Source organism: Brenneria sp. hezel4-2-4 (assembly GCF_013155275.1).
Taxonomy (GTDB): Bacteria; Pseudomonadota; Gammaproteobacteria; order Enterobacterales; family Enterobacteriaceae; genus Brenneria.
The window spans coordinates 450,899-466,919 of record NZ_JABJXS010000003.1 but is presented as its reverse complement, the minus strand read 5'-3'; the positions used below and the strand labels follow the sequence as shown (position 1 = coordinate 466,919).

The window sequence follows — 16,021 nt, the reverse complement described above, 5'->3', positions numbered from 1 at the left end:
CGATCTCCGCGGTCAATAAGTACGCACTTTCGGCGGGAAGGCCGGGCGCAGTTTAGGCTGCATGTTTACCTTACGGCGCGTCATGCTATCGGTTTGCGGCAGATACAACGAATGACATAACCAGTTTTCATCGTCACGCTCAGGATAGTCGAAACGGCTATGCGCCCCACGGCTTTCGGTACGGAAATTGGCGGAAACCGCGGTCGCATACGCCGTTTCCATCAGGTTCTCCAGTTCCAGGCATTCCACACGCTGGGTATTGAATTCAGTGGAGCGATCGTCCAGACGGGCGTTTTTCAGCCGTTCGCGAATCACCTTCAATTCTTCCAGTCCTTTCGCCATTGCATCCCCTTCGCGGAATACCGAGAAGTTGTTTTGCATGCAGGCCTGAAGCGCCTTACGGATTTCCACCGGATCTTCACCCGAGGGGGTGTTGTTCCAACGATTCAGGCGATCGAGCGAGGCCTCGATATCCGACTCGCTGGCGTCACGACTGACGCCCTGCTCGTCCAGCGATTCCTGCAAATGCATCCCGGCCGAACGACCGAATACCACCAGATCGAGCAACGAGTTGCCGCCCAGACGGTTGGCGCCGTGAACCGATACACAGGCGATCTCGCCGACGGCAAACAGGCCGGGGATCGGCACATCTTCGCCTTTTTCGTTGACCGTCAGCGCCTGTCCGCTGACGCGGGTCGGGATGCCGCCCATCATGTAATGACAGGTTGGAATAACCGGAATCGGCTCTTTAACCGGATCAACGTGGGCAAAGGTACGGGACAGTTCCAGGATGCCCGGCAGACGTGACTCCAACACCTCTTTACCCAGGTGATCCAGCTTCAGCTTGGCGTGCGGCCCCCACGGCCCTTCACAACCGCGCCCTTCGCGGATTTCGATCATAATAGAGCGGGCGACCACGTCGCGACCGGCCAAATCTTTGGCGTTCGGCGCGTAACGCTCCATAAAACGTTCGCCATGCTTATTCAACAGATAACCGCCTTCGCCGCGGCAGCCCTCGGTCACCAGCACCCCGGCCCCGGCGATACCGGTGGGATGGAATTGCCACATCTCCATATCCTGCACCGGTACGCCGGCGCGCAACGCCATGCCGACGCCGTCGCCGGTATTGATGTGCGCATTGGTGGTGGACTGATAGATACGGCCCGCGCCGCCGGTCGCCAGTATGGTGGCCCGCGCTTTGAAATAGACCACTTCGCCGGTTTCGATACAGATAGCGGTACAGCCCACCACCGCGCCATCCTGATTTTTAACCAGATCGAGCGCATACCATTCGGAGAAGATGGTGGTATGGTTTTTCAGGTTCTGCTGATAGAGCGTATGCAGCAAAGCATGACCGGTACGGTCGGCCGCCGCCGCGGTACGGGCCGCCTGTTCGCCGCCAAAATTTCTGGACTGTCCGCCAAAAGGACGCTGATAGATGCGGCCATCGTCCAGCCGGGAAAACGGCAATCCCATATGTTCCAGCTCCAGAACCGCTTCCGGGCCGGTTTTACACATATATTCAATCGCGTCCTGATCGCCGATATAGTCGGAACCTTTCACGGTGTCATACATATGCCATTCCCAGTTGTCTTCATGGGTATTACCCAGCGCCACGGTAATACCCCCCTGTGCGGACACGGTATGGGAACGGGTTGGAAAAACTTTGGATAACAGGGCGCAGGAGAGGCCCATCTGGGATATTTGCAGCGCGGCGCGCATACCTGCGCCACCCGCGCCGACCACAACAGCATCAAATTCTCTAATTGGCAAATTCATTACACCCCCCACACCACTATCGTTCCATAAATGACGTACACCAACAGCGCGACCACAATCGCCAACTGTAAAGTCAGGCGTAAGGCCAGCGGTTTAATGTAGTCGGTCAGCACTTGCCACATCCCTATCCATGCATGTACCAGGATGGAAAATAACGTCAGTAGCGTAAATACCTTGGTGAGGGGCATAGCGAAGAAGCCACGCCAGACTTGATAGGTGATATCGTCGGCCGCGATAATAAAGCCGAGCAGATAAATCACATACAGCACGATGACGATGGCGGAAGCGCGGATCAGTAACCAATCTTGTACGCCATTGCGTCCTAATGCAGAAGCATTGCTTACCATACGAGGACTCCAGCCAGAAATGAAAGCACGACGGAAATGATAAAAGAGAGAGTTGCAGAACGTTTACCGGCAATAAGATCTTCTTCTATATAGCCAAAATCCATCATTAGATGGCGTAAGCCACCTACTATATGATAGGCCAACGCGGTAAGGATGCCCCAAACGATAAATTTCACGATGAAACCGTCCATCATTGCTGCAACCTGTAGAAAGCCATCCTCAGAAGAAAGAGAACGTCCTAACAGCCACAGTAAAATACCGACGGCGACAAAAGTGATAACGCCGGAGACGCGGTGAAGAATAGAAGCTATCGCAGTAACGGGAAACCGGATCGTCTGTAGATCCAGATTAACAGGTCTTTGTTTTTTCACGGATTTGCCCACACAGCTTTTATTATTTTATCTTCCTCCGGACCTGAATTGAGGTCAGACAGCATAAATGTCGAAAACCTGAAGCCGGTTTTACGGTACGCGCTCAAACATCGACATTCCGGTGTCTAAACAGCGCATGATCCATTCATACTGGGTGCTCCTACTGCAGGGTATTCCGGAGACCTGGCCGAAGTATAGGTGCTTCACATTCTTATTACAATTCCCACACAAACCGTTTGGAAACATTTCCCTTGAATAGTGATTTAGGTCACGAATTTCACAATTCAGCTAAAATCAATTATCTAATTTGACAAAAACTCAACATTTAAATTACAACTACGCCGTTAAATTCCCTATGATGTGTTAAAGCTCAGCGGTTACACTTTCCCGCCGGCATAACTTATGTAACAGTGAAGGTGAGAATCCGCGTAAAAGTCATAGGTAATGGCTATGATTAATTCAGGGAATGGTTAATTATCTGGAGAACGGTGTATCCATCCGGGATGTGGCTGGCCGGGTTTCATGACCCTGCTCTGTACCCTACTGACAGATGTGTCGCTACAGAGTTTCGCCAACTTATCATTCACATCCGGTGATACAGGTATGTACGGTATTTCTTCGGTGGAAAATTTTAAAATTAAAGCGCTAAGGAGAATATAAATGGCTGATAAAAAAGCGACGCTTACTCTAGATGGTAAAGAACCTATTGAACTTGACGTACTGTCCGGCACGTTGGGGCATGATGAAATCGACATTCGTTCTCTGGGTTCCAAAGGCTATTTCACTTTTGATCCCGGTTTTACGTCCACTGCGTCCTGCGAATCAAAAATCACCTATATCGACGGCGATGAAGGGGTTTTATTACACCGTGGATTCCCTATCGCGCAGTTGGCGGAGAAATCCAACTATCTTGAAGTCTGCTACATTCTGCTGTTTGGCGAAGTGCCGACGCAAGAGCAATACGACACCTTTAAAACCACGGTGACGCGGCACACCATGATTCATGAACAGATCACCCGCCTGTTCCACGGCTTCCGTCGTGACTCACACCCGATGGCGGTGCTGTGCGGCGTTACCGGCGCGCTGGCCGCGTTCTACCATGACTCGTTGGATATCAGCATCGAGCGCCACCGCGAAATCGCCGCTTATCGCCTGCTGTCTAAAATGCCGACCGTCGCCGCGATGTGTTACAAATATTCGCTCGGCCAACCGTTTGTTTATCCAAGAAATAATCTTTCCTATGCCGGTAATTTCCTGCACATGATGTTCTCCACGCCTTGTGAGGAATATGTGGTGAATCCGGTGTTGGAACGGGCGATGGATCGTATTCTGATCCTGCATGCCGATCACGAACAGAATGCCTCGACGTCAACCGTGCGTACCGCCGGCTCTTCCGGCGCCAACCCGTTCGCCTGTATCGCCGCGGGGATCGCCTCGCTGTGGGGCCCTGCGCACGGCGGCGCGAACGAAGCCTGTTTACGTATGCTGGAAGAAATCAGCTCGGTTGAGCATATCCCCGCCTTTATCGAACGCGCCAAAGACAAAAATGACTCTTTCCGTCTGATGGGCTTCGGCCACCGGGTTTATAAAAATCATGACCCGCGCGCCACCGTGATGCGTGAAACCTGCCACGAAGTGCTGAGGGAATTGGGCCGAAAAGATGATTTGCTGGAAGTCGCCATGGAGCTGGAAAACATCGCGCTGAACGACCCGTACTTTATTGAGAAAAAACTGTATCCCAACGTCGATTTCTACTCAGGCATCATTTTGAAAGCGATGGGCATTCCATCTTCCATGTTCACCGTGATTTTCGCGATGGCGCGAACCGTGGGCTGGATTGCGCACTGGAATGAAATGCATGACGACGGGATTAAAATCGCGCGTCCGCGCCAGTTGTACACCGGCTACGACAAACGTGATTTTAAATCCAATCTGGAAAACAGCTAACCGGGTCGCTCCCTCCCAGCTCCCCCGACTGAACTGAATCCCTAAACTTGGGCATCGGTTTTAGACGGGGGAGCTAACGCTGAGTTTCTCCCTCCCCTGTCCTGTCAGGGAAAAGTTGGAAACCCTACACGCCAGGCTTGCCCTTTTCTTTATTTCTGACAGCCGGGACACCAGTAAAACGGGCGCGCCGCCAGCATGGTTTTCTCGATGATATGCCCGCACCGCACGCAGGCTTCACCTCCACGATGGAACACCTTGAGAGAAAAAACGGCGCCGTGATGCCGATTTTCATCTACTACAGCACCACGGGTGTTATAGGATAAACGCGGGATATCAAGCAGCGCCTGACTCAAAATTTGCCGTTGTTCACTGCTCAAATCCTGCGCGCAATGCTGTGGAGCCAGTTGCGCCTGCCAGAGGATCTCGACCCTGAGGTAGTTTCCCAGACCGGCGAGAAAAGACTGGTCGAGCAATAACCCGCTGAACCGACGGCGGCGAAAACGCGGCGATAATAACCGTTCGCCGACCTGCTCGGCCGTCAGCGAGAGATCCAATACATCAGGCCCGATGCGCTGCAAAAACGGGTGCGAGGAGAGCGCGTCCACCGTCAGCATCTCAATGTCAGACGCGCTGTAGAGCAGAGCGGCCCGCTCCGCCGTTGCCAGTCTGACGCGCAGATCGCGTTTCGTTTCCGGCGTCTCGTCCGCACCTGCCACTCGCCATACGCCATATAACTGGTTATGACTGTAAAGCACCAGACCATTGGTGAAATAGGTCAACAGGGCTTTTCCACGCGTCACGATCCGCTCGATCCGTTGCCCGGTCAACGCCGCCTCATACGGCTTCAATTCAGGGAACGCGAACCAAACGCGGGTCAACGGCTTTCCGACGACCGCCGCCGTCAGCATATCTGCCGCACGGCGGATTTCAGGTCCTTCCGGCATCGATTGCTCCGTAATTATTGCTCAACATTGGCTTTCAGCGACGTTCATGCCGCGGCAACGGTAATCTGATGCTGGGAAAAACAGTTACGTAACTTACGCGCGAAGGTCAGCGCATGCGGACTGTCGCCATGTATGCAGACCGTGTCCGCCTGTACGTTCACCCAGGAACCATCACTGGCGCGCACACGCTGACGCTGAATCATTTCCAACGTTTGGGCCAGTGCGAGATCGTCGCTGTTAATCAGCGCCCCTGACTGTTTACGCGGCACCAGAGAACCGTCAGGCAAATAACACCGATCGGCAAACACTTCCTGCCGGGTCATCAAGCCTAAACGCTGTCCGGCCCGAATCAACTCGCTGCCGGCCAATCCCACCAGCCGCAGGGCCGGATTAATCACTTTCACCGCGCGGGCGATGGCATCCGCCAATGCCGGCTCGCGGGCGGCCTGATTGTAGAGCATGCCATGTGGCTTGACGTGAACCAGCTTTCCCCCTTCGGACGCCGCTATCGCGGTCAGCGCGCCAATCTGGTACACCATCTGCGCAAACACCGTCTCCGCGGGCAACTGCATCTCTTTGCGGCCAAAATTTTCACGATCGGGAAAGCTCGGGTGGGCGCCAATCGCCACGCCATAGTCGATGCCCCAACGCACCGACTGCCGCATAGTCTGTGCGTCTCCGGCATGAAATCCACAGGCTATATTCGCCGAACTGACCAATTTCAACAACGCTTCATCATTCTCGCCGCCTTCGCCCAGGTCGGCATTCAGATCAATAACCATGTAGCCTCCACGCCAGTTGTTCCAGATAACGCCGCTGTTCCTGCGCCGCCTGTTGAGCCTCCGCCAGCGTACAACGGATAAAATGCACCGGTTCACCCAGACGGATTTGCGCCAGATGATACAAATCGGCGTCGATCACGCAGGCGATACGCGGATAGCCGCCCGTGGTTTGCGCATCGGCCAGCAGCACAATCGGCTGACCGCTATGCGGCACCTGCACCACTCCCGGCAACAAACCGTGCGACGGCATTTCACGCAACGTCGTTCGTTGCAGTTCCGGCCCTTGCAGACGATAGCCCATCCGGTTGCTTTGCGGGCTGAGGTGCCAGGGCGTACGCCAGAATGCCTCCCGCGCCTCTTCGCTGAACTCCTGATACTCCGGCCCCGGCAAGGCCCGTACGCGATTTCCGAACAGCAGTTGCTTAACCCCGGTTTCCCTGGCCGGCAATCGGGACGCGGCTCCCAGCAAAAGCTCATCGCCATCCTTCAGCAAACGCCCGGCAAAGCCGCCAAAACCCGCCTTTAGATCGGTACTGCGCGACCCTAACGCTTCCAGCACCTCAATGCCGCCGGAGAACGCCAGATAGCTGCGCATACCGTGACGCGGTAAATGCATTTTTAATGTTTGCCCGGCTTCCACCGCGAAACGCCAGCCGGTCCACAGCGGTTTACCATCCAGCACGGCATGGCAGTCCGCCCCGGTCAGCGCGACCCAGCAAGGCGAAGTAAAGGTGGCGACGAAATTTCCCAGCGTGATTTCCAACGCCGCGCTATTCTCCGCGTTCCCCACCAGCAGATTGGCCATTTTCAGCGCGGGAATATCAAGCGCGCCGGACTGACTGATGCCCAGACGGCGAAAGCCGAACCGCCCGGTATCCTGTACCGAGGTGTACAGCCCGGCATGAATAATCTTCAGCATATGCCCTCCTTCTGCGGCAGAAAGCGAACATTATCGCCGGGGCGCAGCAAGGTTGGCGGCATACTCTGTGGATTAAATAAGGTCAGCGAGGTGCGGCCAATCAATTGCCAGCCGCCTGGCGTGGATAACGGGTAGATACCGGTCTGGGCGCCGCCGATGCCGACCGATCCGGCGGCGACCTTCAGGCGGGGATCGGCCCGGCGTGGAGCGTGCAATTTTTCATCCAACCCGCCCAAATAGGCAAACCCCGGCTGAAAGCCAAGAAAATAGACGATATAGCGGGCGGAAGCATGCGCTTCCACCACCTGCTTTTCCGTCATATTGCAGTGATCGGCCACCCACGCCAAATCAGGCCCCGACTCGCCGCCGTACACCACCGGGATATCAATGTCACGGGGATCGAATACCAATGACTCGCTCTCTTCCCACCAACGTTGCAGCCGCTCAATGGCCTCCAACGCAACCTGTTGCGGCTGCGCCAGAAAAACCGTCAGGTTATTCATGCCGGGAATCGCTTCCTGCACCGCTTCATGGTGGTTCAAACGCTCGGCCAGCCCCCAGATGCGCTGCTGACTTTGCAGTGTCATTGGCGGTTCCAGCTCCAGAACCACGGTCTTCTCGCCCAGCAGATAACATCGTGCCCGTTGCAATCTTTTCTCCTGAATCGCGTTGTGTGCCTTTCCTATGATTATGGGGAAAGCAAGAAAGATACCAAAATGACTTTTTATGCTGTTTTTTGCCGTTTTTAATCCTATGCCTTTAATAAAAAAGCATTAACCATCAGGCCGGATTAGGGATATCAATAAAGGTCACGTCAAAACCGTGCTGCTCGGCCAACCAATCTCCCAGCGCCTGGATGCCTCCCCGCTCAGTGGCATGGTGTCCGGCCGCAAAAAAGTGCAGCCCCATTTCCCGGGCGATATGAATCGTCTGCTCCGACACTTCCCCCGTAATAAAGGCATCGACCCCGAACCTGGCCGCCTGCTCGATAAAACCCTGTCCACCGCCGGTACACCAGGCAAGGCGTTGTATCTGTTGCGGTGCATTATCCCCACAATGTAGCACCGAACGCCCCAGACGGTTTTCCAAACGATGGCATAACGCCTCGCCGCTCAGCGGCTGGAACAGCTCGCCATACGGCAGCAGCGGCTCAATGGCGCCCAGGATGTCGATTTCCAGCAACGCCGCCAGTTGCGCGTTGTTGCCCAACTGCGGATGCGCATCCAGCGGCAAATGGTAGCCATATAAATTGATATCGTTAACCAGCAATGTTTTCAACCGGTTACGCTTCATGCCGCTCACAATCGGCGATTCGTTTTTCCAAAAATAGCCGTGATGCACCAGAACGGCATCGGCCTGATATTCAACCGCCGCATCCAGTAATGCCTGAGAGGCCGTCACTCCGGTGACAATACGCCTGACCTCGCTGCGCCCTTCAACCTGCAAGCCATTCGGCGCGTAGTCCTGAAAAGCTTCAACGCTAAGCTGTTGATTGATCAATTTTTCCAAATCGCTATTACGCATACTTACTCTTCTCTGTGTGATCGTGATTCGCCCCGGCCGACATTTTCGCCGCCTGAAAAGCCGCCAGCGTCTGCTGTCTCGCCTGTTTATGATCGACAATCGGCAGCGGGTAGTTTAACTGGCGCGACTGTCGATCGGCCCAGCGATGAGGCTGGTGAATATCTTTATCGGACACCTCTGCCAGTTCTGGCAACCAGCGGCGGATAAAGGTTCCCTGCGGATCGAATCGCTCGCCCTGCGTGGTGGGGTTGAAAATACGGAAATAGGGCGCCGCGTCCGTGCCGGTGGAGGCCGCCCACTGCCAGCCGCCATTATTCGCCGCCAGATCGCCATCCAGCAACTGTGACATAAAATAACGTTCGCCCTCACGCCAGTCGATAAGTAAATCTTTTACTAAAAAACCGGCGCAAATCATACGCAGGCGGTTGTGCATCCAGCCGGTTTGATTCAACTGGCGCATGGCGGCATCCACTATCGGATAGCCGGTTTTCCCCTGCTGCCATGCGGCCAACACGTCAGGCGCGCGCCGCCATTGCACCCATTGCGTCCAGGCGATAAACGGTTTATGCCGGCACAAATCCGGCCAGAACACCAGTAAATGCCGATAAAACTCACGCCAGATCAGCTCATTAAACCAGATAAACGCCCCGCTCTCGCGCTGTTCCAGCATATCCGGGGATTCAGCGCGCAGACGGTTAAAACATTGGCGCGGCGAGATGATGCCCAACGCCAGATAAGGCGATAGCTTGCTGGTTCCCGCCAGCGCGGGTAAATCCCGCTGGCGTGGATAATCCTGAACCTGCTCACGGCAAAACCGGCGAAGCTGACGCAGCGCCGCCGTTTCACCGGCAGGAACATCCCGGTCAACCTCTTGCCGGGGATAGCTGAACGGAGTTAATGCCTGCGTGATAGCGATCGCGCCATCGCTTCTCTGCTCGGGCGCCGGAACGCTGTTGATATCGGCTTCCAGCAGGCGTTTAACGAAAGCCTGACGGAATGGCGTGAATACCTTGTACATCTCGCCATTGCCGGTCAGTACGCTACCGGGCGGCAACAGCAGGCTGTCGTCAAATCCCCGACACTCGACGCTTCCTGCCAACAGCGTCTCGACCTGACTGTCGCGCCGACATTCGTTAATTTCATACTGACGGTTGTAGAACAAATGCGTCACGGCCTGCTGCTGACAAAACTGCACCAGCCAGTTCGCCGCGGCGGAAAAATCAGCGCACTCATGGTAATAAAGCGCGATCCCTTTTTCCGCCAGCGCCTGCTGTACCAGCCGGAGATTCTCCAGCAGGAAAGCCGCCTGCCGTGGCGCCATATCATGCTGTCGCCACTGCTGAGGCGTCGCAATGAATAGCGCCAAAACCCGGGCTTGCGGATCCTGGCAGGCCGTATACAACGCTAAATTATCCGTAATGCGTAAATCATTACGCAGCCAGACCAAATGCGTGGACATGCATCATCCTTACTCGTTGGAAACTAGTGACCATACCGTAACCGCAATGCTTCCGGATAAGGCTCAAAATAACGCTGCTCCGCCAGATAATCATCCGGATACTCCGCCATGTAATGCTTCAGCAGGGTGATCGGCGCCAGCAGAGGTTGCAATCCCTGTCGATAACGGTCGATGAGTTGCGTCAGTTCCTGTCGTTGCGAGGGACTAAGCTGGCGGCGGAAATAGCCCTGAACGTGCATCAGCACATTGGTGTGATTACGCCGCGTTGCCGGATGCGTCAGCAGCTTCATCAGCCGCAGGCGATATTCCGCCACAAACTCATCCAACGACGCCCACCGATCCATCCCGGCCACAAAACGCCCCAGCTCACGGTATTCCGGCTGTGAATGCGCCAGCAGCAACAGTTTATAACGACTGTGAAACGCCATCAGCGCCCCGCGGCTAAGACCTTGCCGCCAAAGCTGGTGCAACTCGTGCAACGTATAAACCCGTTCGATAAAATTTTCCCGCAATCCCGGATCGTGCAAACGGCCATCTTCTTCTACCGGCAGCCAGGGCATCTGGCGCAGCAGCGCCTGAGTAAACAGGCCGATACCGCTTTTGCATGCATTTTTTTGCGACGCATCATAGACCTTTACCCGCTCCATACCACAGCAGGGCGATTTAGCGCAGACAATATAGCCGCACAGATGCTGTAACTGGCTGACTTTTTCGGCGGAGAAGCGCTGCATCCGTTGAGTCATATCCAGCGGCGAACCATTACTGGCGCGCAGGGTAATGTTTCCCGCCGCGTCTTTTATCAGCCGCAATGCCGGACGGGGCACCGGTAACCCGACGGCGAGTTCCGGACATACCGGCTCAAAATGGAAATATGGCGCCAGTTGCTCAACGGCAAACGCCAGACGTTTATGCCCGCCGTCAAACCGCACCGCGCTTCCAAGCAGGCAGGCGCTGATACCAACCGGGATCTGATTGAACATCATGATTTCCCCTTATAAAAAATAATCCTCTGTTTTCAGCATAGCGGATCCCACCCTGATCCTGTGCCGTGATAGGGAAATTGCGGGAAATTAAAGAAACAAATCATGAACGTGAGAACGGTGTGGCTTATATAAAGCAAAAACCCCCGCCGTAGCGAGGGTTACATAAAAATGGGGTGCGACAGCAAATTTATCCGAACTATTCATTCATACCACGCGCGCTCAAGGCCGCATACGAATGAAGCCAGCGCGCCGCAGCCGGCAAAATAGCGCTATATCAATAAAAATCACACGCCGCCGATTCTGACTGCGCCATCCAGACCGGTTTATCGCTGGTTTTCAACCAGACACGGTGCAGATAGCTATAAAAACGCGCGCGATCGCGTCGGAACAGCATTACCGGCAACGCGGCGATACCGATACATATAACAGCAATACGGCGCAGGAGAATACGGTGTAAAGGATAAGCAGTATAGAGCGACATAACGATCCTCCTCCAAAGGGGTGAGTTACCGTTCTCGGCAGGCGACTCACCGTCACGATAAAAGCAGAACAGGGAAATTGGTTAAAACTTTACCGCTTTTAGTGAAAGTTTACTACTCATCGGACCAGAAAAAGATCAAATAATCGCCAAAATTTTCTCTATTAGGTCATTAAGTTACTAATTGGTTAAAAATAAACATAATAGACGTTAAGGATTAGCCGCCTTTTAACCGAAACGTCGAGGGGTTAACGTTTTACACCGTAAATCTGGTTGTCGACGGCCCACCCGGCGTAGCATGCTTATTTTTCACCTTTCTCTTTTCTTATTCAGGGATTTCATATCATGAGTAGCTGGTTAATCTATGCCTTGCTTTCTGCCCTGTGCGCCGCGTTGGTCGCCCTGTTTGGAAAAATCGGCCTGCAAAATCTGGATGCCAATACCGCAACCGCTATCCGCGCCGTGGTAATGGCGTTATTTCTGATCGGCGTGGTGATTGCGCAAGGGAAAACCGCGCTGGTCGGCGAGGTCATCGCCAACAAAAAAGCCTTGTTGTTTATCCTGCTCAGCGGTGTGGCCGGCGCCATGTCGTGGCTGTTTTACTTTGTCGCGCTGAAAAACGGCAACGTCGCGCAAGTGGCGCCGATTGACAAGCTCAGCGTGGTATTTGCCGTGGTGCTGGCGGTGATATTACTGGGTGAAAAGATTTCGCTGATGGCCGCCGCCGGCGTGGCATTGATTTCTGCCGGCGCGTTGATGGTGGCGCTGGGATAGCCGCTGTAAAAAAGGCGCTGCATCGCAGCGCCATTCGCTTATTGGGTATTCGCCAGTACCGCGCCGACAATCTCTACCGCTTCTTTCTCAATCCGTTCCCGGTGCTCGGCGCCCAGGAAACTTTCGCAGTAGATTTTATAGGCCTCTTCAGTACCGGAAGGGCGCGCGGCGAACCAACCGTTATCGGTCATCACTTTCAGTCCGCCAATCGCCGCGCCGTTACCCGGCGCCGCCGTCAAACGCGCGGTGATGGGATCGCCCGCCAACGTATCGGCTGACACCTGTTCCGGCGATAAGCGGGATAACGCCGCTTTTTGCGCATGGGTCGCCGGCGCCTGGATACGGTTGTAGCTTGGCGCGCCGAAGCGTTTTGCCAGCTCGTCATAATGCTGCTGGGGATTTTTACCGGTCACCGCCGTAATCTCCGCCGCCAGCAGACACATAATGATGCCGTCTTTATCCGTTGACCACGGCGTGCCGTCAAAGCGCAGGAATGACGCGCCGGCGCTTTCCTCGCCGCCGAAGCCGAAGCTGCCGTCAAACAGACCATCCACAAACCATTTGAAGCCGACCGGCACTTCCACCAGCTTACGCCCCAGATCCGCCACCACGCGATCGATCATCGCGCTGGAAACCAGCGTTTTCCCCACCGCAACCGACTGACCCCACTGCGGACGATGCTGGAACAGATAATTGATGGATACCGCCAGATAATGGTTCGGATTCATCAGGCCGGCCGGCGTGACGATGCCGTGGCGGTCATAATCAGGATCGTTGGCAAACGCCAGATCAAACTTGTCACGCAGCGCCAGCAGCCCGGCCATCGCCGACACCGACGAACAGTCCATGCGGATCACGCCGTCATGATCCAACGTCATAAAGCGGAAAGTCTGGTCGACGGCATCATTCACCAGCGTCAGATCCAGTTTGTAATGCTCGGCGATGCGCTGCCAGTAAGCAATACCTGAACCACCCAGCGGATCGACGCCCAGTTTCAGGCCCGCACGTTGAATGGCGGCCATATCAATCACGCCGGTCAACCCTTCAACATAAGGTTGCACCAAATCCTGTTCGTGTACGTAACCGCTCTTCCAGGCTTGCTCCAGCGTAATCCGCTTCACATCCCGCAGTTCATCGGTCAGCAGCGCATTCGCTCGCTGTTCGATCACGCTGGTGACGTTGGTATCCGCCGGGCCGCCATTTGGCGGATTATATTTAATGCCGCCATCTTCCGGCGGATTGTGAGACGGGGTGATAACAATGCCGTCCGCCTGTGCGCCGCCTTGACGGTTATGTACCAGAATGGCATTGGAGACGGCGGGCGTCGGAGTGAAACCGTTATCCTGCTGGACGATGACATCCACGCCGTTTGCCGCCAGCACTTCCAATACCGAAATAAAGGCCGGTTCGGACAGCGCATGGGTATCCTTGCCGACGTAGCACGGGCCGCTGATGCCTTGCTTTTTACGCTCTTCGGCAATGGCCTGGGCTATCGCCAGAATATGCGCTTCGTTAAAACTATGACGCCCCGCGCTACCGCGATGGCCGGAGGTGCCAAACTTCACTGCATGCGCCGCATTCCCTACTTCCGGACGCAGAACATAATATTGTGACGTCAACTGCGCCACATTGATTAAATCGCTTTGCCGGGTAGGCTGTCCGGCTCGGGGATGATTAGCCATCGACGTTTCTCCCTGACGCTATTGAAAGTTAAATTGTTCCGCAAACCTTCTCTGTCAGTTCCGCGGGGAACTGCATTGTCAGCATAATGTGTTCCACCATGCTGCGTTTACGACCGGTATTGGTATTGGTAATAACCCAGTATGGCGTACCCGGGATATGTTTGGGTTTGGTGTGTGTGCCATGTTGAAGCAAGGTTTGCTGATCGCCGGCAAAATAAACCCGCGTGCGCCCATGAAGCGATTCCGTCGCCAGCGCGAATTCCTGCGGCGATAGGAGATACAGCGTGGACAATACCAGCATAAAACGATTGATGGCCTTATGCTGTTCTGCATATTCATCCGACAGCAACAGCTCACGCAGCGCCCGAACCCGATCGCCCGGATGCAAGGAGGCGGCGGGTTGCGCATTGACCGCCGCATCCGCCGACGGCATCGCCGTGGATTGACCGGCGGTAAATTTCAGCATACGCCGTAAAATATCCGATGCGCTTTCACCGATGTGCTGTGTGTGGCTGGCGATATAACGATAAAGCTCTTCGTCGACTTCAATAGTTTTCATCTTTATCCAGTACTGTTTTTTATTACTCAGATCAATCGTCAAGGATTATACAAGCGATCAAACTCGCTCGAACAGCGGCAGAACGCGGACAAGGCAAAAAGTCGGATTATGCCTTACTGTCTCGGTTCCCGTTCAAGCAGCCATAATTGCTTTCTTCCGCGGCAACATAATGTCGTAAGGTCATGATACCCTAAGCGCCTGTCTCTCTGAATGAACTTCACCATGAAATTGAATTATCGCAGGCATTATGCGCATCAACCCAATGGCGGATTACCCGTTGTCCTCATTCACGGCCTGTTTGGCAATCTGGATAATCTTGGTGTACTGGGGCGGGATTTGCAAAGTCAGCACGACGTTTTACAACTTGATTTACGCAATCACGGTCTGTCGCCGCGCTCGCCACAGATGACCTATCCGGCGATGGCGCAGGACGTTGTGGAACTGCTGGACGCGTTGAACATTACGCGAGCGATTATTATCGGTCATTCCATGGGCGGGAAAGTCGCGATGTCGCTTAGCGCCGTTATCCCGCAACGGCTGGAAAAGCTGGTGGCGATTGATATCGCACCGGTCGATTATCAGACGCGTCGGCATGATTCGGTCTTTGCCGCGTTGCGCGCCGTCACCGATGCCGGCATGACCTCCCGTTCGCAGGCGGCAGCCCTGATGCGTCAATACCTGAAAGAAGAAGGGGTTATTCAATTTCTGTTGAAATCATTTCAACAAGGTGAATGGCGCTTTGACGTGCCGATTCTGTGGGATCAATACGAAAATATCGTTGGTTGGCAGGAGGTTCCCGCCTGGCAGGGGCAAATTCTGTTTATCCGCGGCGAAAATTCGCCCTATCTGGATGATATCCATCGCGATGCCGTGCTGCGTCAGTTCCCGCAGGCTCGCGCTCATGCGATCGGCGGCGCAGGCCATTGGGTACATGCCGAAAAACCACAGGCGGTATTACGCGCGATTCATCGTTTTCTGGACGCCGGTTAAGCGGCCCCCCGGATTAACACAGTTAACCGTTGTCGCCGCCAGTACGGCTGGGGTATGATGACGCCCGCAGTAGAGGGAAGGCTGATTCAGCCGCAGGCATTGTAACCACATCATCAAGATGCATACCGGCTATTTAAGGACATATGCGTTTTGGTTCGAATACCTTGCAGTATCATTACCTATGGCAAAAGAACAAACCGATCGCACCACGCTGGATCTGTTCGCAGATGAGCGTCGCCCGGGCCGTCCGAAGACCAACCCGCTTTCACGTGATGAACAGCTAAGAATCAATAAGCGTAATCAACTGCGGCGCGATAAAGTGCGTGGGTTGCGGCGGATAGAATTGAAAATTGACAGCGAAGCCGTCGATATACTTAACCATCTGGCTGACCAGCAGAATATCAGCCGTAGCGAACTGATTGAACAAATGTTGCTGGCTCAATTGGCCGGGAAAAAAACCTGAAACTCCGCGTTTCTCCCGGC

General features: G+C 54.6%; 17 protein-coding genes. 4 read left to right on the top strand and 13 right to left on the bottom strand.

Annotation, left to right across the window (positions count from 1 at the left end; translation table 11 throughout):
• Nucleotides 1-12 precede the first annotated feature (12 nt).
• From sdhA to sdhC, 3 genes are read right to left on the bottom strand one after another with little or no spacing between them, the layout of a single operon-like run.
• The gene (gene sdhA / locus HOY33_RS08895) at nucleotides 13-1,779 is read right to left on the bottom strand and encodes a succinate dehydrogenase flavoprotein subunit (protein WP_172289850.1); all 1,767 of its coding nucleotides are present in this window, start codon (nucleotides 1,777-1,779) and stop codon (nucleotides 13-15) included.
• Entirely contained in the window at nucleotides 1,779-2,126 is a 348-nt protein-coding gene (gene sdhD, locus HOY33_RS08890; protein WP_172289849.1) for a succinate dehydrogenase membrane anchor subunit, read from the bottom strand. Before sdhD ends, sdhA begins: the two co-directional genes overlap by 1 nt.
• Nucleotides 2,120-2,509, bottom strand: a complete 390-nt coding sequence (sdhC, locus tag HOY33_RS08885; RefSeq protein ID WP_172289848.1) for a succinate dehydrogenase cytochrome b556 subunit — start codon at nucleotides 2,507-2,509, stop codon at nucleotides 2,120-2,122. The genes sdhD and sdhC overlap by 7 nt, the downstream gene beginning before the upstream one ends.
• Nucleotides 2,510-3,157: 648 nt before the next feature.
• Here sdhC and HOY33_RS08880 point away from each other — a divergent pair.
• The gene (locus tag HOY33_RS08880) at nucleotides 3,158-4,444 is read left to right on the top strand and encodes a citrate synthase (RefSeq protein ID WP_172289847.1); all 1,287 of its coding nucleotides are present in this window, start codon (nucleotides 3,158-3,160) and stop codon (nucleotides 4,442-4,444) included.
• 149 nt (nucleotides 4,445-4,593) lie between these two features.
• On the opposite strand, the gene nei is transcribed toward HOY33_RS08880, so the two are convergent.
• The 8 genes from nei to HOY33_RS08840 form a co-directional block, all read right to left on the bottom strand.
• Complete coding sequence (gene nei / locus HOY33_RS08875; protein WP_172289846.1) at nucleotides 4,594-5,388, bottom strand: endonuclease VIII; 795 nt, start codon at nucleotides 5,386-5,388, stop codon at nucleotides 4,594-4,596.
• A 44-nt stretch (nucleotides 5,389-5,432) separates the two neighbouring features.
• The gene (pxpA, locus tag HOY33_RS08870) at nucleotides 5,433-6,170 is read right to left on the bottom strand and encodes a 5-oxoprolinase subunit PxpA (protein ID WP_172289845.1); all 738 of its coding nucleotides are present in this window, start codon (nucleotides 6,168-6,170) and stop codon (nucleotides 5,433-5,435) included.
• Nucleotides 6,160-7,089 (bottom strand): 5-oxoprolinase subunit PxpC, encoded by a 930-nt coding sequence (pxpC, locus tag HOY33_RS08865; protein WP_172289844.1) that lies wholly within the window; start codon nucleotides 7,087-7,089, stop codon nucleotides 6,160-6,162. Before pxpC ends, pxpA begins: the two co-directional genes overlap by 11 nt.
• The gene (gene pxpB, locus HOY33_RS08860; protein WP_172289843.1) at nucleotides 7,083-7,739 is read right to left on the bottom strand and encodes a 5-oxoprolinase subunit PxpB; all 657 of its coding nucleotides are present in this window, start codon (nucleotides 7,737-7,739) and stop codon (nucleotides 7,083-7,085) included. The genes pxpC and pxpB overlap by 7 nt, the downstream gene beginning before the upstream one ends.
• A gap of 130 nt (nucleotides 7,740-7,869) precedes the next feature.
• Nucleotides 7,870-8,613: a type 2 GTP cyclohydrolase I gene (locus tag HOY33_RS08855; RefSeq protein WP_172289842.1), complete on the bottom strand. Its 744-nt coding sequence runs from the start codon at nucleotides 8,611-8,613 to the stop codon at nucleotides 7,870-7,872.
• Entirely contained in the window at nucleotides 8,606-10,072 is a 1,467-nt protein-coding gene (gene phrB, locus HOY33_RS08850) for a deoxyribodipyrimidine photo-lyase (RefSeq protein ID WP_172289841.1), read from the bottom strand. The genes HOY33_RS08855 and phrB overlap by 8 nt, the downstream gene beginning before the upstream one ends.
• A gap of 23 nt (nucleotides 10,073-10,095) precedes the next feature.
• Nucleotides 10,096-11,052: a 2-thiouracil desulfurase family protein gene (locus tag HOY33_RS08845; RefSeq protein WP_172290026.1), complete on the bottom strand. Its 957-nt coding sequence runs from the start codon at nucleotides 11,050-11,052 to the stop codon at nucleotides 10,096-10,098.
• 277 nt (nucleotides 11,053-11,329) lie between these two features.
• Complete coding sequence (locus HOY33_RS08840) at nucleotides 11,330-11,536, bottom strand: YbfA family protein (RefSeq protein WP_172289840.1); 207 nt, start codon at nucleotides 11,534-11,536, stop codon at nucleotides 11,330-11,332.
• Nucleotides 11,537-11,878: 342 nt separating this feature from the next.
• On the opposite strand from HOY33_RS08840, the gene HOY33_RS08835 reads away from it, so the two are divergent.
• The gene (locus HOY33_RS08835) at nucleotides 11,879-12,307 is read left to right on the top strand and encodes an EamA family transporter (protein WP_172289839.1); all 429 of its coding nucleotides are present in this window, start codon (nucleotides 11,879-11,881) and stop codon (nucleotides 12,305-12,307) included.
• 38 nt (nucleotides 12,308-12,345) lie between these two features.
• On the opposite strand, the gene pgm is transcribed toward HOY33_RS08835, so the two are convergent.
• Nucleotides 12,346-13,989, bottom strand: coding sequence for a phosphoglucomutase (alpha-D-glucose-1,6-bisphosphate-dependent) (pgm, locus tag HOY33_RS08830; protein WP_172289838.1), 1,644 nt, complete (start codon nucleotides 13,987-13,989; stop codon nucleotides 12,346-12,348).
• A gap of 28 nt (nucleotides 13,990-14,017) precedes the next feature.
• Nucleotides 14,018-14,548: a replication initiation negative regulator SeqA gene (seqA, locus tag HOY33_RS08825; protein ID WP_172289837.1), complete on the bottom strand. Its 531-nt coding sequence runs from the start codon at nucleotides 14,546-14,548 to the stop codon at nucleotides 14,018-14,020.
• 222 nt (nucleotides 14,549-14,770) lie between these two features.
• Here seqA and ybfF point away from each other — a divergent pair, with 222 nt between their 5' ends.
• The gene (gene ybfF / locus HOY33_RS08820; RefSeq protein ID WP_253906947.1) at nucleotides 14,771-15,538 is read left to right on the top strand and encodes an esterase; all 768 of its coding nucleotides are present in this window, start codon (nucleotides 14,771-14,773) and stop codon (nucleotides 15,536-15,538) included.
• A gap of 181 nt (nucleotides 15,539-15,719) precedes the next feature.
• Nucleotides 15,720-16,001: a LexA regulated protein gene (gene ybfE / locus HOY33_RS08815; protein ID WP_172289835.1), complete on the top strand. Its 282-nt coding sequence runs from the start codon at nucleotides 15,720-15,722 to the stop codon at nucleotides 15,999-16,001.
• Nucleotides 16,002-16,021: the final 20 nt, after the last annotated feature.